The organism is Streptomyces sp. NPDC006339 (genome assembly GCF_040612775.1).
GTDB lineage: Bacteria > Actinomycetota > Actinomycetes > Streptomycetales > Streptomycetaceae > Streptomyces.
Genome location: NZ_JBEXQW010000009.1, coordinates 15,086 through 39,640 on the forward strand (window position 1 = coordinate 15,086; position 24,555 = coordinate 39,640).

General features: G+C 71.7%; 17 protein-coding genes and 3 pseudogenes. 9 read left to right on the forward strand and 11 right to left on the reverse strand.

Annotation, left to right across the window (positions count from 1 at the left end; all coding sequences use genetic code 11):
* Positions 1 to 23: 23 nt before the first annotated feature.
* From ABZ135_RS09430 to ABZ135_RS09445, 4 genes are read left to right on the forward strand one after another with little or no spacing between them, the layout of a single operon-like run.
* The gene (locus ABZ135_RS09430) at positions 24 to 1,028 is read left to right on the forward strand and encodes an ornithine cyclodeaminase family protein (RefSeq protein ID WP_356693523.1); all 1,005 of its coding nucleotides are present in this window, start codon (positions 24 to 26) and stop codon (positions 1,026 to 1,028) included.
* Positions 1,019 to 2,401, forward strand: coding sequence for a Y4yA family PLP-dependent enzyme (locus ABZ135_RS09435; RefSeq protein ID WP_356693524.1), 1,383 nt, complete (start codon positions 1,019 to 1,021; stop codon positions 2,399 to 2,401). Before ABZ135_RS09430 ends, ABZ135_RS09435 begins: the two co-directional genes overlap by 10 nt.
* A 26-nt stretch (positions 2,402 to 2,427) precedes the next feature.
* Positions 2,428 to 3,456 (forward strand): cysteine synthase family protein, encoded by a 1,029-nt coding sequence (locus ABZ135_RS09440; protein ID WP_356693526.1) that lies wholly within the window; start codon positions 2,428 to 2,430, stop codon positions 3,454 to 3,456.
* Between the two features lie 3 nt (positions 3,457 to 3,459).
* Complete coding sequence (locus ABZ135_RS09445; protein WP_356693528.1) at positions 3,460 to 4,878, forward strand: MATE family efflux transporter; 1,419 nt, start codon at positions 3,460 to 3,462, stop codon at positions 4,876 to 4,878.
* Between the two features lie 40 nt (positions 4,879 to 4,918).
* On the opposite strand, the gene ABZ135_RS09450 is transcribed toward ABZ135_RS09445, so the two are convergent.
* Positions 4,919 to 5,335, reverse strand: coding sequence for a DUF3995 domain-containing protein (locus ABZ135_RS09450; protein WP_356693530.1), 417 nt, complete (start codon positions 5,333 to 5,335; stop codon positions 4,919 to 4,921).
* A gap of 259 nt (positions 5,336 to 5,594) precedes the next feature.
* Between ABZ135_RS09450 and lanKC the strand changes: the two genes are divergently transcribed.
* The 4 genes from lanKC to ABZ135_RS09470 all read left to right on the forward strand — a co-directional run bounded on the left by lanKC (position 5,595) and on the right by ABZ135_RS09470 (position 12,276).
* Positions 5,595 to 8,261 carry a class III lanthionine synthetase LanKC gene (gene lanKC, locus ABZ135_RS09455; RefSeq protein ID WP_356693532.1) on the forward strand — a complete coding sequence of 889 codons (2,667 nt, stop codon included), beginning with the start codon at positions 5,595 to 5,597 and terminating at the stop codon, positions 8,259 to 8,261.
* A 45-nt stretch (positions 8,262 to 8,306) separates the two neighbouring features.
* On the forward strand, positions 8,307 to 8,435 hold the full coding sequence (locus ABZ135_RS09460; protein ID WP_345491208.1) for a SapB/AmfS family lanthipeptide: 129 nt from the start codon (positions 8,307 to 8,309) through the stop codon (positions 8,433 to 8,435).
* A gap of 131 nt (positions 8,436 to 8,566) precedes the next feature.
* Positions 8,567 to 10,432 carry an ABC transporter ATP-binding protein gene (locus ABZ135_RS09465; protein WP_356693535.1) on the forward strand — a complete coding sequence of 622 codons (1,866 nt, stop codon included), beginning with the start codon at positions 8,567 to 8,569 and terminating at the stop codon, positions 10,430 to 10,432.
* Positions 10,429 to 12,276 carry an ABC transporter ATP-binding protein gene (locus ABZ135_RS09470; RefSeq protein ID WP_356693537.1) on the forward strand — a complete coding sequence of 616 codons (1,848 nt, stop codon included), beginning with the start codon at positions 10,429 to 10,431 and terminating at the stop codon, positions 12,274 to 12,276. Before ABZ135_RS09465 ends, ABZ135_RS09470 begins: the two co-directional genes overlap by 4 nt.
* A 36-nt stretch (positions 12,277 to 12,312) precedes the next feature.
* Here ABZ135_RS09470 and ABZ135_RS09475 read toward each other — a convergent pair whose 3' ends face one another.
* The 8 genes and pseudogenes from ABZ135_RS09475 to ABZ135_RS09510 all read right to left on the reverse strand — a co-directional run bounded on the left by ABZ135_RS09475 (position 12,313) and on the right by ABZ135_RS09510 (position 20,918).
* A complete protein-coding gene (locus tag ABZ135_RS09475) occupies positions 12,313 to 12,924 on the reverse strand; it encodes a response regulator transcription factor (protein ID WP_356693539.1) in 612 nt (203 codons plus the stop codon).
* 311 nt (positions 12,925 to 13,235) lie between these two features.
* Positions 13,236 to 13,358 (reverse strand): annotated as a pseudogene (locus ABZ135_RS09480) (pirin family protein); the annotation flags it as partial.
* Positions 13,359 to 13,364: 6 nt separating this feature from the next.
* Complete coding sequence (locus tag ABZ135_RS09485; RefSeq protein ID WP_356693541.1) at positions 13,365 to 14,015, reverse strand: GNAT family protein; 651 nt, start codon at positions 14,013 to 14,015, stop codon at positions 13,365 to 13,367.
* Positions 14,012 to 15,268: a ThiF family adenylyltransferase gene (locus tag ABZ135_RS09490; protein WP_356693543.1), complete on the reverse strand. Its 1,257-nt coding sequence runs from the start codon at positions 15,266 to 15,268 to the stop codon at positions 14,012 to 14,014. The genes ABZ135_RS09485 and ABZ135_RS09490 overlap by 4 nt, the downstream gene beginning before the upstream one ends.
* 160 nt (positions 15,269 to 15,428) lie before the next feature.
* Positions 15,429 to 17,441, reverse strand: coding sequence for an AAA family ATPase (locus ABZ135_RS09495; protein ID WP_356693545.1), 2,013 nt, complete (start codon positions 17,439 to 17,441; stop codon positions 15,429 to 15,431).
* Between the two features lie 919 nt (positions 17,442 to 18,360).
* Positions 18,361 to 18,888, reverse strand: a pseudogene (locus ABZ135_RS09500) (carbohydrate ABC transporter permease); the annotation flags it as partial.
* 155 nt (positions 18,889 to 19,043) lie between these two features.
* Positions 19,044 to 19,214, reverse strand: a pseudogene (locus ABZ135_RS09505) (pirin family protein); the annotation flags it as partial.
* A gap of 468 nt (positions 19,215 to 19,682) precedes the next feature.
* Complete coding sequence (locus ABZ135_RS09510) at positions 19,683 to 20,918, reverse strand: helix-turn-helix domain-containing protein (protein ID WP_356693547.1); 1,236 nt, start codon at positions 20,916 to 20,918, stop codon at positions 19,683 to 19,685.
* 320 nt (positions 20,919 to 21,238) lie between these two features.
* Between ABZ135_RS09510 and ABZ135_RS09515 the strand changes: the two genes are divergently transcribed.
* The gene (locus ABZ135_RS09515) at positions 21,239 to 21,847 is read left to right on the forward strand and encodes an XRE family transcriptional regulator (protein ID WP_356693549.1); all 609 of its coding nucleotides are present in this window, start codon (positions 21,239 to 21,241) and stop codon (positions 21,845 to 21,847) included.
* A 134-nt stretch (positions 21,848 to 21,981) separates the two neighbouring features.
* On the opposite strand, the gene ABZ135_RS09520 is transcribed toward ABZ135_RS09515, so the two are convergent.
* Positions 21,982 to 23,346, reverse strand: a complete 1,365-nt coding sequence (locus tag ABZ135_RS09520; RefSeq protein ID WP_356693551.1) for an FAD-binding oxidoreductase — start codon at positions 23,344 to 23,346, stop codon at positions 21,982 to 21,984.
* A gap of 50 nt (positions 23,347 to 23,396) precedes the next feature.
* The gene (locus tag ABZ135_RS09525) at positions 23,397 to 24,455 is read right to left on the reverse strand and encodes a dihydrodipicolinate reductase (RefSeq protein WP_356693553.1); all 1,059 of its coding nucleotides are present in this window, start codon (positions 24,453 to 24,455) and stop codon (positions 23,397 to 23,399) included.
* Positions 24,456 to 24,555: the final 100 nt, after the last annotated feature.

Consider the following 24,555-nt stretch of genomic DNA (forward strand, 5'->3'; position numbering starts at 1 on the left):
CCGGAGAAGACGGAGAGACAGCCATGACCGAGCGCCTCGAACTCGCCGACGACACCAGCCTGTGCGTGCTCAGCACCACCGACGTCGCGGGCATCGACATCACCTTGACCGACGTCGTCGACGTCGTCGAGCAGGCATACCGCACGCTGGCCGACGGGCAGTCGGACAACCCCCGCAAGCTGACCGTGAAGCCCGCCGACGGCCACTCCGTCTCGTACGCGATGCTCGGCCGTGACGGCGTGCGCAACGTGGTCGCCATCAAGACCTCGTACAAGCACGGACTGCACGAGGAGCGCGACAAGCAGCACTACTACACGGCGCTCACGCTCTACGACGACGTGACCGGCCTGCCCGTCGCGATGATGGACTGCGGACGCGTCGGGTCCCTGCGCACCCCGGCCGTCTCCGCCCTGCTCGCCCGCGAACTCGCCGCACCCGGCAGCCGGACCGCGCTGGTCATCGGCACCGGCACGCAGGGCCGCCTGGCCCTGCCCTTCCTCCTCACCACCATGCCCCAGCTCGACCGGCTCCTGGTCTTCGGCACCCACCCGGACGGCATACGCGCCGTCCGCGAGCAGCTCCACGCCCACTTCCCCGACCGGGAGGTGGAGATCGTCGACGACCTGCGCGCCGCCGCCGGCGCGGCCGACGTGATCATCGCCACCGCCGGCCCGAACACTCCGGCGGAGGTCGAGGCCGACTGGCTGAAGCCGGCCGCTCTGTGCATCCTCGTCGGCCACGGCATCGCACCCTCCACCCTCCACCGCGCCGACCGGGTCATCGCCACCAGCGCCGCGCAGATGAAGGTCACCGGCACCGACATGGCCGACGCCGACGGCGAACTGCGCGAGGTCGACGCCGAGTTCCCCGAGGTCCTCGCCGGCCGCGCGCCGGGACGCACCGACGCGGGACAGAGCGTCTTCGCGTACAACAGCGGGCTCGTCGTCACCGACATCGCGCTCGGCCACCGCTTCGCGCAGCTCGCCCTCGCCCAGGGCCTCGGGACGCGGGTGCCGGTATGGCGGTGACCTCCCCCCTCAGCCTGCCCGCCCACCCCGACCCCGAACTCGACGCGATCCTGCGCGGCGGGCTCCCGCAGGAACTGGCGTACGGCTTCGGCGGCCCGTTCCACCTGCTGCTGCCGGACCGCTTCGACGCCAACGTCGCCGCCTTCCGGGCCGCCCTCGACGAGGCGGGCGTCGACGGCCACGTCTACTACGCCAAGAAGGCCAACAAGGCCGCCGCCTGGATCGAACGCGGCGCGGTGAACGGCACCGGGGTCGACGTGGCCTCCGCCGGCGAGCTGCGCGAGGCGCTCGGGCACGGCGTGCGCGGCGAGAACATCGTCGTGACCGGACCGGCCAAGGCCGACGAGCTGCTGCGCGTGGCCGTCCTCCAGGGCTGCCTGATCGCCGTCGACGCCCTCGACGAGCTGGAACGGGTCATCGCGCTCGCGGCGGCCGGACCCCCGGCCCGCGTCCTCCTGCGCCGCCTTCCGCCCGCCCAGCCCCACAGCCGCTTCGGGCTGGACGACACCGAGCTCGCCACCGCCCTGGAACGCTGCGCGGACGCCGCCGACGCCGTACGGATGGAGGGCTTCTCCTTCCACCTGTCCGGCTACGCCACCCAGCCCCGCGCCGACCTCGCGGGGGAGCTCGTCGAGCTGTGCCTCAAGGCCCGCGCGAGGGGCCTGCCCGCCGACCGGATCAGCATCGGCGGCGGCTTCGCCGTCGACTACGCGACCGCCGAGGACTGGGCGCGGTTCACCGCCGAGCAGGGGCCCGGCCACTACCACGCCGGCAAGACCTTCACGACGGGCGACTTCTACCCGTACCACTCCCCCGTCGCCGGCGCCGACGCGCTGCGCGAGATCCTCGCCGCCCGCCCCGGAGGCACCGGCGCGCCGCTCGCGGAGCGCCTGCGCGCGGCCGGGGTGACGCTGCTCCTGGAGCCCGGCCGGGCGCTCCTCGACCGGGCGGGCTGCACCGTCTTCCGCGTCCAGGGCGTGAAGGACCGCGGCGACTACGCGATCCTCACCGTGGACGGCACCAGCCTGAGCCTGTCCGAGCAGTGGTTCAACAGCGAGTACCTCCCCGACCCCGTCCTCCTCGGCTCCGGCGACGACCTCGACGGCGGCGGTGACGACGGCGTGGACGGCCCGGCCGTCGCCGCCTGCGTCGGCGGCGCCACGTGTCTGGAGTCGGACATGCTCACCTGGCGGAAGGTCTCCTTCCCGCGCCGGCCCCGTCCCGGCGATCTGCTGGTCTACCCCAACACCGCCGGATACCAGATGGACTCCAACGAGTCGCCCTTCCACGACCTCTCCCTGCCTCCGAAGGTCGTCCTCGAACGCACCGGCGGGCGCACCCGCTGGCGGCTGGACCGCCGCCCGCCCGTCTGACCGTCCCTCCCCACCTGGAGCCCCTCATGGACAAGGCCCTCCTGCGCCCCGCCGTCGTCAGCCGCGTCTCGGACCTGATCGGCTACACCCCGCTCTTCGAGCTGTGCCGCACCGAGAACGGCAGCCGCCTGCTGCTCAAGCTGGAACAGTTCAACCCCACCGGCACCGCGAAGATACGGATGGCCCGCGCCATGGTCGACGCCGCCGAGGCCGCCGGCGAACTCCGCCCCGGCGGCCGCATCATCGAGTCGACCTCCGGAAACACGGGCCTCGGCCTCGCCGTCATCGCCGCCGAACGCGGCTACACCTTCACCGCCGTCGTGGACAACCACGCCTGCGCCGACAAGCTGCGCGGCATGAAGGCCCTCGGCACCGAGCTCGTCTACGTCGTCGACGACGGCACCGAGGAACTGGCCACCGCGGCCCGCGAGGAGCTCGCCGAGAAGATGGCCGAAGAGGACGACACCGCCATCTTCACCGAACAGCACAACAACCCGGCCAACGCCGTGGGTTACCACCCCGTCGGCCGCGAACTCGACGCCGCCCTCGACGGCCGCGTCGACGTCCTCATCGGCGCCGTCGGCACCGGCGGCGGCCTGTGCGGCACGGGCCTCGAACTGCGCCGTACGGTCCCCGACGTCCGGATCGTCGGTGTCGAGCCGAAGGGCTCCATCGCGTTCGGCGGCCCGGCGCACGACTACTACCAGTCCGGCACGGGCACGCCCGAGGGCGCCACCATCGGCGCGCTGGTCGACTTCGACCTCATCGACGAGGGCGTCAAGGTCGGCGACATCGAGGCGTTCGCCACCGCCCGCGTCGTGGCGCGGCGGACCGGCCTGCTCATCGGCGGCTCCGCCGGCGGTGTCGTGTACGAGGCGCTCACCCGGATGAACACCCTGCCGCCGGAGACGACTATGGTCGCTCTGCTCAACGACGGCGGTGAGAAGTACATGGACACCGTCTTCGACGACGACTGGATGCAGGCTCGTGACCTCGTCGACCCCACGGTCGAGCGCGAGATCGACGAGATGCTGACCAAGCTCCGCGGGAACTGAGACATGCCGACATCGATGCGCACCCTGCTCCACGACAGCCGGGCCCTGGCCACCCTGGCCGTTCCGCTGGCCCTCACCCAGCTCGCCCAGGTCGCCCTGACCACCACCGACACGGTGATGATGGGCCTCATGGGCGCCGAGGCCCTCGCGGCCGGCGGCCTCGCCATGGTCATCTTCAACCAGTTGCGCACCATGGGCGTCGGCATGGTCACCGCGGTGGGCAACCAGGTCGCCGCGGCGGCCGCCCGGGCCGAAGCGGCCGACACCGACGCGGCGCGGACCGAGGCGGACGAGGACGTACGCGATCTCGTCCGCGGCGCCCTGGCGCTGGCCACCCTGGCCGGACTCGCCGGCGCCGTGCTCATGATCCTCATCGGGCACGCGGTGGCCTGGCTCGGCCAGGACGCGTCCGTCGTGGCCGCGGCCCAGCCCGTCCTCTACGCCATGGCGCCCGGCCTCGTCCCCTGCCTGTGGTTCCAGGCCGTCCGGCAGTTCACCGTCGGCATGCGCCGCCCCCAGGCACTGCTCCGGATCACCATCGCCTCCATCGCCGTGAACGCCGCCCTCAACTGGGGCCTCATCCACGGCACCTGGATCCTGCCCGAGCTGGGCCTGCCGGGCATCGGAGTCGCCACGTCCCTGGTGTACCTGCTGTCCTGCCTGGCTCTGTACGCCTCCACGGCGCGGGACCGCACGCTCGCCCCGCTCCTGGACATCCGCGTCTGGAAGACCCGGCCGGCCACGCTGCGCAGGCTGACGGGCCTCGGCACCCCCATCGCCGCCACCTACGGCTCCGAGGCCGGCTTCTTCTTCGTCGTCGCCCTCATCGTCGGTACGTTCGGCAGCGCGGCCCTCGCCGCCCACACCGCCGTCAACCAGCTCGTCTACATCGTGTTCCAGATCGCCGTCGGCCTCTCGCACGCCGCCTCCATCAACGTCAGCCGCGAACTGGCCCTCGGCGACATCGGCGCCGCCCGGCGCCTCAAGAACACGGCGCTGGCCTGCGCCGCCGCCGTCATGGCCGTCGTCGGAGCCGTGTACGTCCTCGCCCCGGAGCTGGTCCTGCGCCCGTTCCTCTCCCCGTCCGAGCACGAGGCGATCTCCATCGCCACGAACCTGCTCCTGATCGCCGCCGTCCTGCAGTTCTTCGACTGCACCCAGAACATCGGCGTCGGTCTCCTGCGCGGACTCGACGACACCAAGGGCGGTTTCCACGTCACCCTCATCGGCTACTGGCTCATCGGCCTCCCGGCCGCCTGGATCCTGGGCCACTTCACCGGCCTCGACACCACCGGCGTCTGGCTGGGCCTCATCACCGGCCTCGCCGCCACCGCCCTCCTCCTCCTCCGCCGCTACCACCGCGGCCTCGCAGCCCGCGCCGCCGCACCGACGGCACCCGCCGAACCGGCGACGGCGGTGTGACCACCTCGCCGTCCTCGGACAGACCGCCGTCTCCGGATGCTCAGTCGACCGCGACCACGACGCCCAGGAGGGCGAGCACGACACAGAACGGAGCGTAGACCCGCCGGTTCAGCCGGTTGTAGCGCCCGTTGCCCTTGCCGGCGGAGGCGAAGGGCTCGACCAGGCCCCGCAGGGCCATGACCACGACCAGGCCCCAGATGCCCACGCGGTACAGCCAGTCGGGGGCCAGACGCAGTCCGTCCCAGTGGGCCGCCAGGGCCACATACGCGGCCCCGGCCGACAAGGCCGCGACCAGGGCGGTCAGCAGGCGCGGGATCTCCGCCGCGTCAGGCGTGGCGTTGCGGGCCAGGTCCTCCTGCGACGTGGCCGGCCAGGAGACGCCGACGGCCCAGAGGACGTGGAGCACGCCGACCCCGAGGAGCGCGGCGGCAAGGAGGAGAGTGGCGGCGTCGGTCATACGGCGCTCCGGCCTTCCGTTCGATCAGCAGGGCACGGCCTTCGTCTGACGGGCCCGACGATAGCCCTCGGCTCACAGGGCCGGTTCATCGCCCCGACCGACGGGCCGGTCCCGGGCAAGCGGCCGGCGAGGGAGGGACCTGCGCCTGCGGCCCTGGTTACCTGTGAGTTCCGCACATACGGAAGGTGACAGCGGCGACTGTCGGGGCTCGTGGGGGACATGACAGCGTCGTGTCCGTCACCGACCGAGGGAGTGCGCAGTGAACAAGGGGTACGCGGTCTTCTGCGACGCCGACCGGCACTTCTACGACGCGCCGCACCGCCTCGTCTTCGCCGAGGCCGGGAGCGGCTCCCTCTACCGGGCCGCCACCCTCCCCGTACCCGAGGGCTGGACCTCCCACCGGACGGGCGACTGGCTCGCACTGCGTCCGCTGGAGCGCCCGCTCCCGTCGCAGGGCTGGAAGATCCACGTCTCGGCCGGTCTCGACAACGCGGAGGCGGTCCTCGCCACGGTCCGGGACTACTGCCTGCGGCGGGACGTGGCCTTCAAGTTCGTCCCCAGCCGCTACCTGCTGCACCAGCGCAACGCCAAGTACGCGGACCGCTCGGCGAGCGGCAAGTTCATCACCGTCTACCCGGCCGACGACCGGGAGTGCGAGCGCGTGGCCGGCGACCTGGCGGAACTCCTGGACGGCGAGGCCGGCCCGTACATCCTGAGCGACCTGCGGTGGGGCCGGGGCCCCGTACACCTGCGGTACGGAAGCTTCACGCGCCGCCACTGCTACGACGAGGACGGGGAGTTGCGGCCGGCCCTGGAGGACGGATCCGGCAGGCTCGTACCCGATCGGCGCGGTCCCGTCTTCCACGTGCCCGACTGGGTGACTCCGCCCGCCTTCCTGCTCCCGCACCTCGCGGCGCGGGCCGCGGTGACCGTGGGGGACCTGCCGTACGAGATCGAGAAGGCGCTGCACTTCTCCAACGGCGGCGGGGTGTACGAGGCCCGGCACCGGCCGACCGGTCGGCGGGTCGTCCTGAAGGAGGCGCGCCCGTACGCCGGGCTCGCCGCGGACGGGGCGGACGCCGTGACCCGGCTGCACCGCGAACGCGCCGCGCTGGAAAGGCTCTCGGGGCTCGCCTGCACCCCGGAGGTCCTCGACAGCTTCACGATCGGCGACCACCACTTCCTGGCGCTGGAGTTCGTGGAGGGCAAGCCGCTCAACACCTTCTTCGCCCGGCGGCATCCGCTGATGGAGGCCGACCCGCCGGCCGAGAGGCTCGCCGCGTACACGGAGTGGGCCCTGCGGATCCACGGGCTCGTCGAGCGGGCCGTGGCCGAGGTGCACGCACGCGGGATCGTCTTCAACGACCTGCACCTGTTCAACATCATGGTGTCCGAGGACGAATCCTCGGTGGTCCTGCTGGACTTCGAGGCGGCCAAGCCCGCCGCGGAGGGCGGTCGCCAGACCGTCGCCAACCCGGCGTTCGTGGCACCGGCCGACCGGCGCGGCTTCGACGTGGACCGCTACGCCCTCGCGTGCCTCCGGATCGCCCTGTTCATCCCCCTCACGAGTCTGCTGGCCGTGGACCGGGCCAAGGCCGCGCACCTCGCGGAGGCCGCCGCGGCGCGCTTCCCCCTGCCGCCCGGTTTCCTGGACGAGGCGGTACGGGAGATCCTGCGCGAGCCGGCCGGTGACCGGCCCGGCGAGGGTGCCCGGGTGTCCGATCGCCCCTCGGGCCGCGCCCGGTTCCTGCCCGTGGAGCCGGGAGACTGGCCGGCGAGCCGTGACTCCCTGGTCCGCGCCATGCTCGCGTCGGCGACGCCCGGCCGGGAGGACCGGTTCTTCCCCGGCGACATCGCCCAGTTCGCCACCGCCGGCGGGGGCATGTCCGTGGGGTACGGCACGGCGGGAGTGCTGCACGCCCTGCGGGAGAGCGGGGCCCCTCGATGTCCGGAGGCCGAGGACAGACTGCTGCGGTACGCCAAGGAGCCCGACTCCGGCACGCCGCTCGGCTTCTACGACGGGCTCACCGGCGTCGCGTGGACCCTCGACCGGCTCGGGCACACGGCCGCCGCGCTCGACCTGGCCGCCCTCGTCCTCGAACAGGACCACGACGCCCTCGCCCCCGACCTGCACGGAGGGACGGCCGGCATCGGCCTCGCCCTGGACGCCCTGGCCACCGCCACCGGCGAGAGCGGCCTGCGCGCGGCGGCCCTGCGCTGCGCCGAGCTGACGGCCCGCCCGCTCCGGTCCTCCGCCCGGACGGCAGGGGCGGGGTCGGGTACGGCGGGGTCGGGTACGGCGGGGTCGGGGCCGGGCAAGGTGCGCACGGGGCTGCTGCACGGCGGTGCCGGACGGGCCCTGCTGTTCGTACGGCTCTACGAGCGCACACGGGACACCGCGCTGCTCGACCTCGCCGCCGAGGCACTCCACGACGACCTCTCCCGCTGCGTCCGAGGCGCCTCAGGCACCCTGCAGGTCGACGAGGGCTGGCGCACGATGCCCTACCTCGGCGCGGGCAGTGTCGGCATCGGCATGGTGATCGACGACTACCTTCTCCACCGGCACGACGACGCCCTGGACCGGGCCCGCCGCGACATCGTGCGGGCGGCGCAGGCCACGTTCTACGCGCAGCCGGGTCTCTTCCGGGGCGTCGCCGGAATGGTGCTCCACCTCGCCCGGACGAACGCCGGCGGACCCGGTACGACACCGGAGGACGTACGCCGCCAGATCGGATGCCTCACCTGGCACGCCATGTCCTACCAGGGTCATCTCGCCTTCCCCGGTGAGCAGATGATGCGCCTCTCCATGGACCTCTCCACCGGCAGCGCCGGCGTCCTGCTGGCCCTCGCGGCGGCGCTGGACGACCGCCCCGCGCACCTGCCGTTCCTCCCGCCGCTTCCGCGGCCCCACGAACCGGCCCCATGACGGGGTCGTCCTCGCACCACCGTCCCCCTACGAAAGGAAACGATCATGAACCTGTTCGACCTTCAGTCGCTGGAGACCCCCAAGGACGAGGCCATCGGCGACGTCGAGAGCGGCAGCCGCGCGAGCCTTCTGCTCTGCGGCGACAGCAGCCTCAGCGTGACGACCTGTAACTGACCCGATCCGGCTTCCCGCCCGGCGCCCTGTGCGCCGGGCGGGGTCACGGTGCCCCTGGAGCGCTGCTCCCGGGGCACCGGCCGTCGGGGCCCCGCGGGGGGCGTCCCGGTACGAGAAGAGAGGGGGATCGGATGGCCGCGACGACCGGTTCCGACCGGCTGCTCCTCGGCGCCGTACGGCACACCGCGGGCCTCACCGCGGCGTTGCTGCTCTGCTCCGTCGTCGGCGCCGCCTGCTCGCTCGCCGTCCCCGCACTCGCCGGCCGGACCCTGGACCGGCTGCTGCGCCACCAGCCCGGGGCGGAGACGTGGCTGATGTGGACCGCCGTGCTGCTCGCCGCGGAGATCCTCGCGGAGTCCGGCGCCGTGCTCCTGACCCAGCTCGCCAACGCCCGCGCCACCGCCTGGATCCGGATACGCGCACTGGCCGGCCTGCTCGGCACCGCGCCCCACCGGGCGGCGCCCCACTCGGGCGGTGACGTCGCCGCCCGGCTGTGCGTCAACGCCACCGACAGCGGCACCGCCCCTGCGGCCCTCGCGACCTCGGTGTCCTCCGTCCTCGTGCCGGTCGGAGCGCTCGTGGCCCTGGCGGTCATCCACCCCTGGACGGCGGTGGTGTTCGCCGCCGGCCTGCCGCTGCTCCTGCTGCTGCTGCGCGCGTTCGCCACCCAGTCCTCCGACTCGGTCGGCCGGTACCAGCGGGCGCAGGGCGCCATCGCCGCCCGACTGGCCGAAGCGCTGGGCGGTGCCCGTACCATCGCCGCCGCCGACACGGCACGCCGGGAGGAGGACCGCGTCCTCGCCCCGCTGCCCGAACTGACCGCGCACGGCACCCGCATGTGGCTCGTCCACGGCCGTGCCGTGGCCCGCAGCGGGATCCTCCTCCCGCTGCTCACCACGGCGGTCGTCGCGGTGGCGGGCGTCGGCCTCGCCGCCGGTGACGTCACCGTGGGCGAACTGCTCGCCGTGTCCCGGTACGCGGCGCTCGCCGCCGGGATCGGCGGCATCGCGGCGCCCCTCGGCACCCTGGTCCGGGCGCGCAGCGCGGGCCACCGCACCGCCGAACTCGCCCATCTGGCGCCGATGACGCACGGCTCCGCCGTCCTGCCGCCCGACGGGCCCGGCGATCTGGAGCTGCGCGGGGTGCGGGTGGTGCGCGGGGGTGTCCCTCTGATCACGGACGTGACGCTCGCCGTCGACGGCGGGTCGACGGTCGCCGTCGTGGGCCGCTCGGGTGCGGGCAAGTCCACGCTGGCGGCCGTCGCGGGCAGACTGACCGACCCCGATGCCGGACGCGTGTTCCTGGACGGTGTCGACCTGGCCGACCTGGCCGCCGCGCAACTGCGCGGGGCGACCGCGTACGCCTTCGCGCGTCCGGTCTTCGACGGCGGCGCCACCGTCACGATCGGCGCGGCGCTGGCCGCCGGGACCGGGCCCGGGCAGGGCCCCGCCACGCCGGAGAGGATCAGGGAGGCCGCGACGGCCGCCTGCGCCGACACCTTCGTCCGGCTGCTGCCCCGGGGTTACGAGACCCCGGTGGACGAGGCTCCGCTGTCCGGCGGAGAGGCCCAACGCCTGGGGCTTGCCCGGGCCTTCCTCGGCCAGGGGCGTCTGATGATCCTCGACGACGCGACGTCGAGCCTCGACACCGCCACCGAACGGCAGGTGGAACGCGCCCTCGCCGCGTCACCACGGCCGTGCACCAAGCTGATCGTCGCCCACCGGGTCTCCACCGCCGCCCGAGCGGACCGGGTGGTCTGGATGGAGGCGGGCCGCGTGCGGAGGACCGGACCACACCGTCTGCTGTGGGAGGAGCCGGACTACCGCGCGGTGTTCACGGCGGAGGCGCCGGCATCGGCGGCTCCGGCAGAGGCTTCGACGCCGACGGCCGGGGCGGAACCCCCAGCGCCTCCCGCCGGGGCAGGGTCCGCGTCGCCTCCCGCCGGGGCGGGGTCCCTGCCGCCGGCTCCCGGGTCCGGAGCGGAGGTGGGCGCGTGACGGCGGCGCCGCGTACGGCGAAGGCGAAGGATCCGACGGGGCGGACCACGGCAGGCGCTCCGGCGCCGGCGACGGCGCCGGCCTCCGGGGAGGCGGCCACGGCCCGGCGCGCCACGGCACCGATCCGGTCCCTCCTGCGCCGCCGCAAGGCCGTTCTGGGGAAACTGGCGGCATGGTCGGCCGCCGAGTCCGCCCAGACGTTCCTCGGCGGCTACTGCGTGGCCCGCTCCCTCGACGACGGCTTCTTGAAGGACTCCCCCGCGACAGGACTGCTCTGGCTGGCGGGGGCCGCCGTGGCCATCCTTCTCGGCGCTCCCGTCGTCCGGGGAGTCTTCGCCCAACTCCCCCACCTCACCGAATCGTTGCGGGACGATCTCGTACGGGGGTCGGTCGTGCGGGCCCTGCGCTCGGCCACCGCCCCGGGCCGGGGCGTGGACACCACCACGGTGTCCCGGCTGACGAGCCAGACCGAGATCGCGCGGGACAGCTTCGCCGGACTGGTGCTCGCCGCCCGCTCCTTCGTCTTCGTCGCCGCGGGAGCCCTCGCCGGACTGGTGTCGCTCGCGCCGCAGTTCCTCCTCGTCGTGCTCCCGCCCCTGGTCCTTGGCCTCGTCCTGTTCACGGCGTCCCTACGGCCCATGGCTCGGGCCCAGCACCGCTACCTCGACGCCGACGAGGCTGTCGGCCGCCGCGCCGAGGTCACCCGTACCGCCCTGCGCGACCTCGTGGCCTGCGGCGCCCAGGAGGCGACGGCGGCGGCGAACCGCCGTGCCGTCGAGGAGGCCGCGGCCGCCCAGCGGGCACTGGCCCGCTGGGCGTCCCTCCGCACGCTCTCCGTGGCGACGGCCGGGCAACTGCCGGTGTTCCTGCTGCTCGCCGCGACCCCGTGGCTCCTCCGCCAAGGCGTCACCGCGGGCGCCATGGTGGGGGCGCTCACCTACGTCCTCCAGGCGCTGCTCCCCGCCCTGCACACGCTGATGGCCGTCCTCGGCGCGGCAGGCGCGCGGCTGTTCGTCATCCTGGACCGGCTCACCCGACCGTTGCCCGCCACCCCTGGCCCCGCTGCCCCTGCCCCCGCAGCCGCCCCTGGCCCCGCAGCCGCCACGACCGGTCCCCGCCGGGCGCCCCCGGCCCTGGAGCTGCGCCGCGTACGGGTCGCGTACGGCCCCGGGGCCCGCGCCGTACTGGACGATCTGGAACTGACCGTCGAGCGGGGCGAACACCTCGCGGTCGTCGGTCCGAGCGGCATCGGCAAGTCGACCCTTCTGCACGCGGCGGCGGGCCTTCTGACGCCCGAGCAGGGGGAGGTACGGCTCTTCGGCCGCGCGATCGGTGCCTGCCGGCCGCCGGACCTCGCGGCCCTGCGCGTGCTGCTTCCCCAGGAGGCGTACGTCTTCACGGGCACGCTGCGGGACAACCTGCACTATCTGCGGCCCGGCGCCGACCAGTCCGACGTCGACGGGACCGTGGAGGCGCTGGCCCTGCGGCCGCTCGTCGACCGGGTGGGCGGTCTCGACCGTACGCTGACGCCCGACACCCTGTCCCTCGGCGAACGCCAGCTCGTCGCCCTGGGACGGGCCCATCTCGCCTCCGCCCCGCTGCTGTTGCTGGACGAGGCGACCTGTCACATGGATCCCGTCGCGGAGGCCACGGCCGAACTCGCCCTGCGGGCCCGGCCCGGATGCCTGGTCGTCGTGGCCCACCGGCTGTCGTCCGCGCTCCGGGCCGACCGCGTCCTCGTCCTCGACGGCACCCGTGCCCAGTGCGGCACGCACGCGGAGCTGCTGGAGCGTTCGGCTCTCTACCGTGACCTCATGGGGCACTGGGGCGAGGTCGGGGGGTGAGCCGCCCCGGCCGCGGCGGCGTCACGCGGCCGCCGGTCAGGTCCACCCGGCGCCCTGGGCGATCCGGATGGCGTCCACGCGGTTGCGGGCGCCGACCTTGCGTATGACGCTCGCCATGTAGTTGCGGACGGTGCCCTTGGACAGGAACAGTGTCGCGGCGATCTCGGAGATCGGCGCTCCATTGGCGGCGAGCGACAGGACACTCAGCTCACGCCGGGTCAGGGGCATCTCCGTCGCCTGGAGGAACCCGAGCGCCAGCGTGTCGTCGATGAAGCGCTCCCCTCTGGCCAGCCGGTGGACGGCCTCCACCAGCCGGCACTTGGGGCTGTCCTTGTCGACGAAGCCGGCCGCTCCCGCCGCGTGGGCCCGTCTCAGCACCCCCGGCCGCTGCCCCGGGACTAGGGCCAGGAGCACCGAGCGGCCCGCCGCGCCGGCTCCGGACGAGGGTAAGCAGGCGGTCGCGGGGACGAGGGAGGGCGGCAGACATTCGGCGTCGGCGACGTACACATCCGTCTCCGACCGCTCGGCGGCCGGGCCGTGCGGCCAACGGGGCAGCGAGGAGACCACATGCATCCCGCTCGACCGCAGCAGCTCCTCGAGCGCGGTGCGCAGGAGTTGTGCCTCGTAGACCACCGTCACTCGTATCATTCCCAGCCCTTCGGTCCGGCGCCGTGCCAGGGGTGCACGACGCGAGCAGCCACCCCCACCCCTCTGCCCTTGCCGCTCCGTGAGGAACGGGTCACCGGGCGCAAGGGGGGCGCACTCCGAAGCGTCCCGGCCGGATCCGATCCCTCCCCGCCACGGCGACGCAGGCCGACGCCCTGCGGTCCCGGCCGGCCTGCCCGGGGATTGTCCAGATCCCACCCCATCCCGCCCGCGCACGGCTCGCCCCGAGAAGCCCTTCCTCGGCAGTTCCCCTTTTATAGGCAGCCGGACGCAGGGCCCGGTGAAGGACCGCGTCAGCGCACGCGGCCGCGGGCCTTCAGCGGGGTCGGGGGGAGCTCCGGAGCGGAGAGGGGGGCACCGTCGTAGCCCTTGACCTCGCCGAAGCGGGTGCCGGTCATCCAGTCCTCGCGGGCCTGGCGGGTCTATCGACCGGACGTCACATACGCGGACTGTGCCGGTGCGCCCGAAGCGCCGGCGGGGGAAGGGACTGCACCGCGGAGAATGGCCTGTTCGGCGGGGGTGGCCCGGCGGATCCACGCGGGCGCGAGCGCCGAGTAGGTGGTGACGTCATGCCATCGGCCCTGCGTGTGGAACAGCTCCCGCAGCGTGGCCTCGGGCTGCAGCCCGGCCGCGAGCATCACCTCACGCATCCGGGTGTGATCCGCGCGGTGTCCGGCCCAGATGCGGTGCAGCCCCAGGGGTCCGAACCCGTAGGCCATCAGCAGGCGCCCCGCTTCGTGCCCGTGGCCCCGCACCGGTGCGTCGGGAAGCAGGACCAGGCCGGTGAGCATGGCGTTGCGCCCGTAATCCTCGACGAGCAGCCCCATGGTGCCGACCATGACGTCCTGGCCGGGCGGACAGACGGCCAGGGTGTGCTTGCGCCGCGGATGGGTGTAGGGCTGGGCGAGGTGCTGGGCGAACGCGTCCTGGGCCTGACGGGCATCCATGCGGTCGACCCCGAGATAGCGGGTGAGCAGAGGGTGGGTGTGGATGCGTTCGAAGGGAGCCAGGTCGGTGGCCCGCAGCTCGCGCAACCACAGGTGTTCACCATGGAGTTCGGGCAGGTGGCTCACCGGGCCGCTCCCACGGGGACACGCTCGGCCTCGACGGCGCCGATGATCTCTTCGAGGTCCGTGTAGTAGCGGCCTGAGGCCACGGGCGCGCCGAGCAGGATGCGGCGCGCGGTGTCGGTGACCAGGGCGGCGCCCAGCGTCACCCCGCTGGCCAGTTGCGGCCAACTGGACAAGGAGTGCCCGATCCGGCCGAGAGCATCCTTCATGGCGGGACTGAGCCGGCTCTCGTCGCAGATGCGCAGCAGGTAGGCCATGGCGTCCGCAGGGGTGAGACGCCGTACGTCCTCGGCACTCAGGTCGCCGCCGCGGCCGTGGAACAGAGGCCGGTCCGGCTCCAGGTCGAAGCGCTCGACGTCCAGCATCCCCCGGTCGTTGGTGTCCATCAGCACCGGGACACCGTGCCGTCGTGCATGCTCGCGAGCGGCGGTCTTCACCCAGGGGGTGTCGCATTCCTCGATCACGAGGTCGAGCCGACGGTCCGCAGCCCCGAAGAACGCGTCGATGGTGTCCTCGGTGAGTCCCTCCTGCCACAGCTCGATGTCGAGGTAGGGGTCGATCTCGTACATCTGCCGTGCGCACAGCACCGTTTTGGGCAGCCCCAGGTCGTGTACGCCGGCCCGCAACCGGTTGAGGTTGCCGAGTCCGAGAGTGTCGAAGTCGGCCAGGCGGAACGAGCCTGCGACACCCTCCATGGCACAGGTGAGCGCCGCACTGCTGCCCACCGACAGGCCGATCACCCCGATCCGCCGCGCGAGCAGCCGCCGTTGCTCAGAAGTGGTGATCTTGTCTCGGTTGCGGTCGGTACGAACCCGCCGGAACTCCTCACGAGGCAGCACGTGCACGAGGCGCCCGGACCACGGGAACCACGCCCATGTTCCGTACCGGCTGAGTTCGGCGCCCCCGGTCACCTCTGCCACGGCCTCTGCCAGCCGGCGTCCCTCGAGGGCTTCTTGAGGGCGCTCGCAGCGCACCAGTTCGGCAAGCTGCTCGTCGATACGGTCATGCCGCTCGCGTACGCGGCCGGAGGCGAGCAGGGCGTCGAGGGCGGCCCGGTCGTCCTTCTCGGCGGGTCGTAGCAGCGTGGGCCGGACGGAGACCTCCCGCCCCACAGGCGTCGGCATGGGGTTCTGCGGGTTGCCCGGACTTTCGGGAAACGAATTGATCACGAGGCCGGAAGCTACCAGCGCGCGATCTTGGAATCCCGCAGCTCGAGGGGGCGTGCGTGGTCGAAATCGTGCGCGGGTCTTCACCACCTCACGCCCCCCTACGCCGACGCGCTCCCGAAGGCCACTTCGGCCAGGTGGCACAAGGGATTTCACCCCTGCACACCCATGGCGGCGAACGTCCTACCGGACGTGGCAAACGGGTGGCTGCCAAGGAAAGTCATCTCTTCCGATCGCGTCGGCCCGCGCCCTACAGGGGTGGCTCACCGCCGGCCGCCCAGGCGAGCATCTCGCCGGGGTCGGCATGGGCGGCCTCGCTGCGGTACGACTCATAGGTACCCGCACCCACCAGCCTGCGCGCCATGGCCTCACCCGCCTCGCGCAGCGGTGCCACGTCCGGAGCTCCGCGCTGCGGATGCCCCACCGCGTCCCACAGCCGCTGGCCCGCGCCGGACGCGAGCGCCGCGGAAAGACCGTTCCCGTTGGCGGAGAAGGCAGCGGCCAGCATGTCGAGCCCCAGCGCGATGCCGAAGGTGTCGCCGATCCGCTGCTTCGCGTGCAGCATCGAACGGGCGTATGTCAGGGCCAGTTCACTGTCCTGCGCCCGCAGCGCGATCACACACATCTGGTAATCGGCGTACGAGCGGATCCAGTGCTCGCCCATGGCGACACACTCCGCGCGCAGCGCCATGGCCGACTCCCGGCTCTCCTCCAACTCCCCGAGCCCGGTGAGGGCGAACAGGCGCAGCATCCGGCACATCATCACGGCCTGGCGCGCGGGCTCGTCGCCCGTGTCCGTGCTGTGTGCCTCCGCGTTCCGCAGGGCGTGTTCCAAGAGATCCAGGCTCGGCCGGGGATTGCCCTGCAGGAGGTCGCTCATGGCCTGCAGGTAGGCGGCCCGCAGCAGCGCCGTCGCGTCCTCGGTGACATGGGCGTTCTCCAGGCACTGACGCGCCAGATGCGTGCCCGTGGCGTGATTTCCCTGCAGGAGATGGGTCAAGCCGAGTGCCCACACCGCTCGTTGCCGCATCGGCCCCTGGCTGTCGCAGGCATTCAGCGTGCGCGAGAGATAGAGCTGCGCGGTGTGCGCATGTCCGCAGCAAGTCCAGTAGAAGCCCGTCAAGGTGGCGAGCTCGAGCGCCGCGTCGACGTCGTGGGCGAGCAAGTGGTCCAAGGCCGCACACAGATCGGGGTGCGCCTCCTTGATGGTGCGGTACCAGCCGGTCTGCTCGGCGCTCGTCCACGTGGCGTCCGCCTGCCGCGCCAGGGTCAGGAAGAACGAGGCGTGCCTGTTCGCCATCGCGTCCAGTTCGCCGAGCTCGGAGAGCCACAGGCGCCCGTACTCACGCACCGTGTCGAGCAACAGGTAGCGCCCGTGGCGGCGGGTCACGACGGACTTGTCCACCAGCCCGGCCAGAGCGCGGCCCACGTCGAAACCGGAGAGCGGCCCACCGGAACACAAGGCCACGGCCACGGCCTCGTCGAAGTGCCCGTGGACAACGGACAACCGGGCCCACAACAGGCGCTCCGCAGGGGTGCACAGTTCATGGCTCCAGCCCAGGGCCGTCCGCAGCACGTCGTGCCGACGGGGCGCCAGAGGGCGCACCTCATCCTCCCCCCGGCTCAACTCGTGTCGCGGGCGCCGCAGAAGATCCTCGATGCCGCAGTGCCGCATCGCCCCCGCCGCCAACTCCAGTGCCAAGGGCAGCCCGTCGAGGTAGGCACACAGCTCGGTGACCTGGTTCAGATTCCCGGGCGCGGGCACGTGCCCCGATTCCGTGGCACGCCGCAGAAACAACTCGGCGGCATCCGTGGCACACGGAAGCGGCTGGACGACGGTGACGAACTCCTCGCCCAGATGGAGAAGTTCGCGGCTGGTGGCCATGATCCTCAGATGCGGACACTTCTCCAGCAGCACCCGCACCAGGCTCCGGCACGCGGTCAGCACATGCTCACAGGAATCAAGAACCAGCAGCAGCTCGCGGTCGCCGATCCAGTCGCAGATCACATCCACCGGCATCCTCGGGGTGTGGTCGGACAGACCGCACGCATCGGCCACGAGCGCCGCGAGCAACCCCTCATCGCGCAACTGCCACAGATCCGCCCAGCAGGAATCCTCCGCTGCGGAGATCAGGCCGAGGTCCACCAACTGCCGCGCAAGCCGCGTCTTGCCGACGCCCGCGACACCGGTCAAGGTCACCAGCCGGTTGTTCTTCAACGCGGCCTGCAGCTCAGCCAGTTCATTCTCGCGTCCTACGAACAAGGATCCGTCCTCCCACGCCTGTGAACAGGCTTCCGGCTTGGCGCAACGGCCTCCTGCTTGCCGACGGGCTGCACAGGTCACAACACATCGCGTGCCGTGCGGCAAGGTGCCGGAGCCCGGGCCGCGCCGAGAAGCAAAGCGTGCACGCATCCTGGCAGCCGCGGCCTGATCACGGAATACGAATGGCAAAGCGCGAACCGGCCATGTCGACGCTCCGCGAGGCACCGGCCGACGCCCGCGAGGGCGAGCAGAAACCGAGCAGGTGGGGGGCGCGTACGCGGTCATGATCGAGCAGTTGGCAAAGGAGACGGACCCGCCATCACCCCGTCACGGCAACGGTCCGTCGCATGCCCGCTGTTGCTGCCAGACCCCGGCTACCCCTCCGCGAGGACGCCGGAGCCCGCGGGCGCACGTATGGGGTGTCGTGGGCATCTCCTACTCTGCCGCGCGACGCGGTGGAGTTACCGCGTTTGTCGCACACAAGGTGTTTGGGGATGTGTCGGCGCCAGCGTCCAGCGCGGCCGGCCACGCGTAGAACGTCGGCAAGCATGTGGAGCGATTCACTTGGAATGCCAGTGTCTGGCGGCACAATCGGAAGCAAGATATCAAGAACTGGCGAAGGGCGTGGGCCAAGAACTACAGGCCCTATAGCAAATGGCGGGGGAAATGGGGAAGCCGTCTGGGCCCTTACCGCCTTCTACGCTATCTTCAACGAGCATCACTGAATCATGAAGGACGTCGAGACTACGTATTCCTCGTAGTCAGCATTCTGCTCATCGCAGACGCGGGCGGGCTTCCTCCTGGGGTGCCGTGCAGAGTGGGCCGGGTGCGGAGGTGCCCCTGGCGGCGTGCTGTGTGGGGTGAACCCCGGACCCGGTAGCGGGACGGTAGAAGCCGGGTCCGGGGTGGCTCTGTGGGGTTACTTCACGGCGCCGGCGGTGAGGCCCCGTGTGAGGGAACGCTGGAAGATGAGGAAGAAGACGATCATGGGGATGACGCCGAGGAGGGCCGCGGCGCTCAGGGAGGTGGGGTCGCTGGAGTACTGGCCCTGCAGGACGGACAGGCCGAGGGGGACGGTCTGCTTATCGTTGGAAATGAGCAGGACGAGGGGGTAGAGGAACTCGTTCCAGCTCCAGACGAAGAAGAACACGCACATCACCGACAGGGTGGGCCATTTCATGGGCAGGACGATGCGCCACAGGATGGTCCAGCGGCCGGCGCCGTCGAGGGAGGCGGCTTCGATGAGTTCCTTGGGGAAGCTCGCAAAGACGGAGGAGAGCAGGTAGGTGCCGAAGGCGCTGTAAGTGATGCCGACGAGGACGGTGTAGCCCAGCTTCCCGTCGTACAGGCCCATTTCCTTGAACAGGTAGTAGATGGGGTAGACGAGTCCTTCTTGCGGCAGGACGTTGATGCCGAGGAAGAAGACGAGGAATGCGGTGCGCCAGCGACCTGCTCACACACGAGCACGCCGCAGAAGCACACCCCGCCGGCTGCGCCACCGAGAGAGGGTGCGAAACCATCCCTCCCGGCGGCACGCCGAAAGTCGGAGGCACAGCCGAGCAAGCCTGCTTCGGACATCGGCTGCGAGGAGGAAACCCCAGGTCAGCGCACCCTCCCCCGCGCCTTCAGCGGGGTCGCCGGGACCTCCGGGGCCGGGAGCGGGGCGCCGTCGTAGCCCTTGACCTCGCCGAAGCGGGTGCCGGACATCCAGTCCTCGCGGGCCTGGCGGATCTCGTCGTCCGTGCGGCCGACGAAGTTCCACCACATGACGAGCAACACGCATCGCCGCAGGTCAGCGGCTTGCGAGTCTCGGAGGTCAGCAAAAGTCAGCATAGGCGGCAGGAGGTGGCCGATGCTGATCTTCTTCGTATGACGATGATGTGGAGAACTCAGTCGGTGGCATCGTAGCTGGGGCTCGAGGCCGCCGACCGCGTTTCTCACTCGCGTCCTGAGACAGGCCCGGCGCGCGAGGTACCGGTTTCCAGGACCGGGGCTCCTCGCGCTGTCCTCGCTCGCCGACGTGAGAGGCTGTGCCGTCGTGTCCGTCCTGGCCGATCGGCGCACGGGCTGATGGGCGCCATGATCGCCTTCACCTCGGCAGCCCGCCTCCCGCTCTCCCCGGTCCCAGGCACCGACCCGGGGGCTCGCTGATGACCGGGCCCGGAACGCCTTCGCGGTCCTGCTTGCTCTCCTGCACGTCATCCATGCCAAAGCTCGGCACCACGCCCCCGTGGTGTGAGCTCAGCTCGGAACGACCGTCACGATGTCAGGGGCGATGTCCAGCACCAGGAGCGCCGCCGCCACATGGGTCGGGTTGTCCTCCACCTTGACGGCCGAGAGCTCGTTGGCGCGTGAGACGCGCCGTTCGACGGTGTTGCGGTGCGCGTAGAGGTCGGCGGCCGCCCGGGTGGTGCTGAAGCCGCACTGCACGTAGGTGAGCAGCGCCTGCCTCAGGGCTGTGTCGGCTTCGGCCAACGGCCCGAGGGTGTTGACGACGAACCGACGCGCGCCGGGCCGGTCCTTCGTGAGCGCGTCGATCAGCTCGACGTCGGCGTAGGCGGTGAATCGCCGGTCGGAACCCAGCCGGATCACGAGCGCCTGCGCCGCGAGGGCGTCCTGGTGGCTGGAGCGGAATCCTTCGAGACCGCGACCCGGCCGTCCCACCGCCGCGCGGACCGCGTCGGTCGCCGCGAGGTCCTTCTCCACGTGGTGAAGGTCCGGGACGGCTTCCCCCGAAAGCCAGATCCACCGCGACGTGGCGCTGGCGCGCGCCACCAGGGCGCTTCGACCTCCGGCGGAGCAGCGCACAGCGGCGATCGCCTCGTCCAGGGCGTCGGCCTCCTCGGGATCGTCGACCCAGAGGACGAGGCCCACGTGCCACCGCGCCATCCGGTAGCGCAGGCGTCCTTCGGCAAGGTCCTCCGCCATCGGCGCCCCACTGGCGATGAGCTGGATCAGCGCGATCCCCTCGGCATCCGTGTTCCCCATCGCCGCGGCGAGGCCGGCTTGCCGCAGGGCCGCGACGGAGTCGAGGGCGTATTGCACCAGCGACTGCGCCGTCACGTCCAGGACCCCCACGAGAAGATCGGGGTCCGCGCAGTCCGCCACGCATTCCTCCAGCCATCGCCGCCAGCCGATCCCCAGGGCCACGCGCCAGGCCCCGGCGAAGTCGGGCGCGATGCCCCGGGAGACGAGGTCGTTGATGTACGCCGTGGTCCTCGGACTGACGTAGGGCTCTACCCTCCGCCCCGGTTGCTGGACATTTGCGGTCAACCACTGGACCACCTCAGAGCGGTTGAGCGCGCGATCCTCCTCGACCAGCGATGCGTCCGCGAGGAGAGCGGGGTCGTTCTGGGCGACGAGAGAGGGCCTTGCGAAGGCGTCGATCAGGGCGTCCGTTTGCGTCAGCAGGCGCTGACACAGGGACCTGATCGCATCGGCGACCTCACGCGAGGGCGGGGGCCACAGCTCTTCCATGTTCTCAGTGTCCCTCTGCTCTCGGGGAGCCGAGGCTCCCGACATGCCGTGTCCTGGACAGGTGAGGGGCTCGTCGGCGACCTGGCCGCCGACACAGGCGCGGACCCTCGACTGCTGTTTACTACCACTAAACGGCGGCAGGTTTACCACGCCCTCACTGGCGCCACAAGGGGTTCGACGCCGTCGCCCCCTCCGCGGGGGCGCACCGACCGCCCCTGGCGCGCATGCCTTAGCCTCGTGCCACGGAGAGGACTCGTCCGGGTCGGCCCGTCACCTGACAGGTATACGACCTCGGCCTCGGGACGGGCGGTGAGCACACCATGTCCATCGGTGACGGCGGGAGGGCAGATGGAGCGGAATGGGGCGCCGCCGCCCTCGAAGCGTCCGCGGGTGCGCGGCTGCGGAAGGTCAGGCTCGACCGCGGCTTGTCGTTGACGGAGGTCGCCCACCGGGCAGAGGTCACCAAGGGCTTTCTGAGCCAGTGGGAGCGTGGGCTCACCAGCGTGTCCGTCCCGACGTTGCTGCGCGTCTGCGAAGTGCTGCGGGTCGGGGTCGGGGAGCTGTTCGCGTACCCCGACGAGCACGTCGTGGACGGCGGAAGCCGGATCGACATGGGCGGTGAGGGCGTGGCCGAGTACCTGCTCACGCCCGCCGACACCACGGCGTTCCAGGTCTTCCGCTCCGTGATCGAGCCGGGCGGGGGTACCGGAGGGCCCTATCGGCTCGACACCGCCACGGTCTTCGCGATGGGGCTGAGCGGTTCGACCCGTCTGATCGTCGGGGGCGAGACCCGGATGCTGTCGGAAGGGGCGTCCACGTCGTTCTCCGGCCAGACGCTTCACCAGTTCGACAATCCGGGTACGACGGTGAGCGAGGTCCTCTGGGTCCTGTCGCCTCCCCTGCCGCGCGCCGCGCGAAGGCCCGCCTAGATCCTGTCGTCGCATGCCTGGCCCGCATCCGGAGTGATGCCAGGGCGGCGGCTGTTTCGCAGGACCCGGCGGTGTTGCCGTAGCGGATGGCGATCTCACACCGCGCCGTCACGGAGCAGGCGTCGCCCGAACCCTCAGGAGCCCCCGCGCCTGCCACGGCGGAGCGCCCGTCGGGCCCGTGTCCTGCTGCCGTTGAAGAAGTCGTTGAACCGGTCCAGCCCCCAGACGGCTCGGAGGACGAACGGCTGCAACAGCAGCGACATCGACGGCGAGTACTTCGAGGCGTCCGACCAGATACCGGCGAGGTCCTCCGGCATCTCACCGTCGACGATGTAGTCGGCGAGCTGATGGGTCACGTACGGCACCTGGCAGAGGCCGTGGCCGTTGCAGGCCATCGCGTAGAAGACGTTGTCACCCACCTGCCCGGCGACCGACAGCCAGTCCGGGCTGATGCCGATCCAACCGCCCCAGGCCCGCTCGATGGCCACGTCGGACAGCGACGGGAACCGGTTGGCCAGGTCCTTCCCCATGTCCCGCACGACAGCGGGGTCCGGGACCCGGTCCGGGAGCGGATAGGTCTGGCCTCGCTGCGCTTTGCGGACCCCGCAGACGATGGTGTTGCGCTCGGTGAGCCGGTAGTGGGTCATCAACTGGTGCTGGGTGATGATGCCGGACCGACTGGTCCAGTTGAGCGCGGCGAGCCGCTCCGGCGCGATGGGTTCCGACTCGATCTCGATGACGTACAGCGGCGTCGCGAGGTTCTTGGGCGTGATGTCCCACTCACCGGCGTAGACGCTGGTCGCGAGCAGCACCTTGTTGGCCCGCACGGTGCCGTGCGGTGTCGTGATCTCGACGATGCCACCCGTCCGCCGGACATCGCTCACCCGCGTCCGCTCGAAGACCTTGGCCGAGGAGGCGAGCAGCGCGCGGCGCACACCACGAGCGAGCTTGCCCGGGTTCAGCATCCCGCCGATGGATTCCCGCATCCCGCCCACGAAGCCGGCGGGGAGGCCGAGCTCCTCTCTGCTGCCGACGGTCCCGCCCCCGCCGAAGGCGCGCAGGATCGCCGCCTGGGTACGCACCCTGAGCATCATGAGGGGTGAGACCGCACCCCACACCAGGCCGTTCGCCACGTAGTCGCAGTCGATGTCGTGCCTCTTGATGAGGTCTTCCACATAGCGGCCCGCGTGCTCCGCCAGTTTGGCCATGACCGGCATCTTCTTCGGGGACTGGAGGCTGAGCATCCGCAGGTCGCCGCCCGGCGCCCCGGCGATCTGACCGCCGTTGCGCGAGGCCGAGCCGTAGCCGCAGAACTCGGCCTCCAGCAGGACGACGTCCTGGTCGCGCTCCGCTAGGCGCAGGGCGGCCGCCATGCCGCCCATGCCGCCGCCGATGACGGCGATGTCGCAGGTGAGGTCGCCGTCCAGCGCGGGCTGCACGTCGTCCGGCGGGTCGATCCAGCCGGTGAAGCTGGTGTACTTCGTGCTGTCGGTCCTCATGCTGACCCGATCTCCTTCCAGGTGGGGCGTCCGCCCCACTTCGTGCTATCTCAGTCCTGAGAAGTCGTGGCCCCGAGTGAGGCCCGGCCCGCTCGCCGCTCTCCCTTGGCCGCGACCGAACGGGCGGGCAGGTCCCCCATCGTCAGGAGACCGGGACGTGCCTCGACGACCGCGGTGGAGGCGTTGACCGCTGCCGCGACGGTGCTGAGGAAGGAATCGAAGCCCACGGAGGAACGGAGGTCGACGATCTGCTCCTCTCCGACGATCCGGTAGTCGTCGCCCGCGGCCACCTCGTCGGCCGGCTCGAAGAACCCGAACGTGATCTCCAGATCGATCACCACCTCGCCCTTGAGCACGCCCCGGGCGGCGTGAGTGACCGCCGCGATCTGCCCCGGTTCGATGCGCAGGTGGTCCCCTACGCGCGGCGAAGTCGTCACGACAGCGGGTTCGACCTCTCCCACGTCCACCGAGTCGAGATCCCATCCGAGCCCGGCCGCGAGCGCCCCAATGGCCTGCTCGAAGCCGTGGTGCCCGACGACCTCGCCCCGGCTGCGAGCCGTCGCGAACTCGCGCGTGGTCAGACCGAGGCCGAACTTCGACAGAATCGCGCCGTAGCGTGACATGTCCGTCCGCCGGCGGATCCGCACGCTCTCCACACGCTGGGTCAGTGCGGTCAGGAGGAGGGGAAGGGTGTCCATCAGGACGCCCGGGTTCGCCCCGCTGCCCAGGACGGTCACGCCGTGCGCCTTCGCCGTGGCGTCGAGCCGCCGGGCCAGATCGGGGTGGCTCCGCCATGGATGGGCCAGCTCTTCGCAGATGCTCAGGACGTTGTACGAACGTTCCAGCAGCGGCAGCAGGACGTCGGCCGCCCTGCGCAGATCCGAGACGGTCGCCACGATCGCGAGGTCGGCGGCGGGCAGCTCGGCCGGGTCGCTCACGACGACGACACCGTTCTCGACGCCACCGAGGAGCACTCCGAGGTCCTGACCGACCACGCGGGGGTCCCGGTCCGCCGCTCCCACGATCTCCATGTCCGCGCGTCGCAGCAAGGAAGAGGCGATGGCCCGGCCAGTGGCACCGAGCCCCACCACGACAGTCCGATTCTTCAACGTCACTCCCTCGGGCGCCTCGGTCGGCCCGCCCACGACACGGTGCACGGCGGGACGGGGCTTCGCCGGTGGCGGTTGCCTGGTACCCCACTGTCACAGG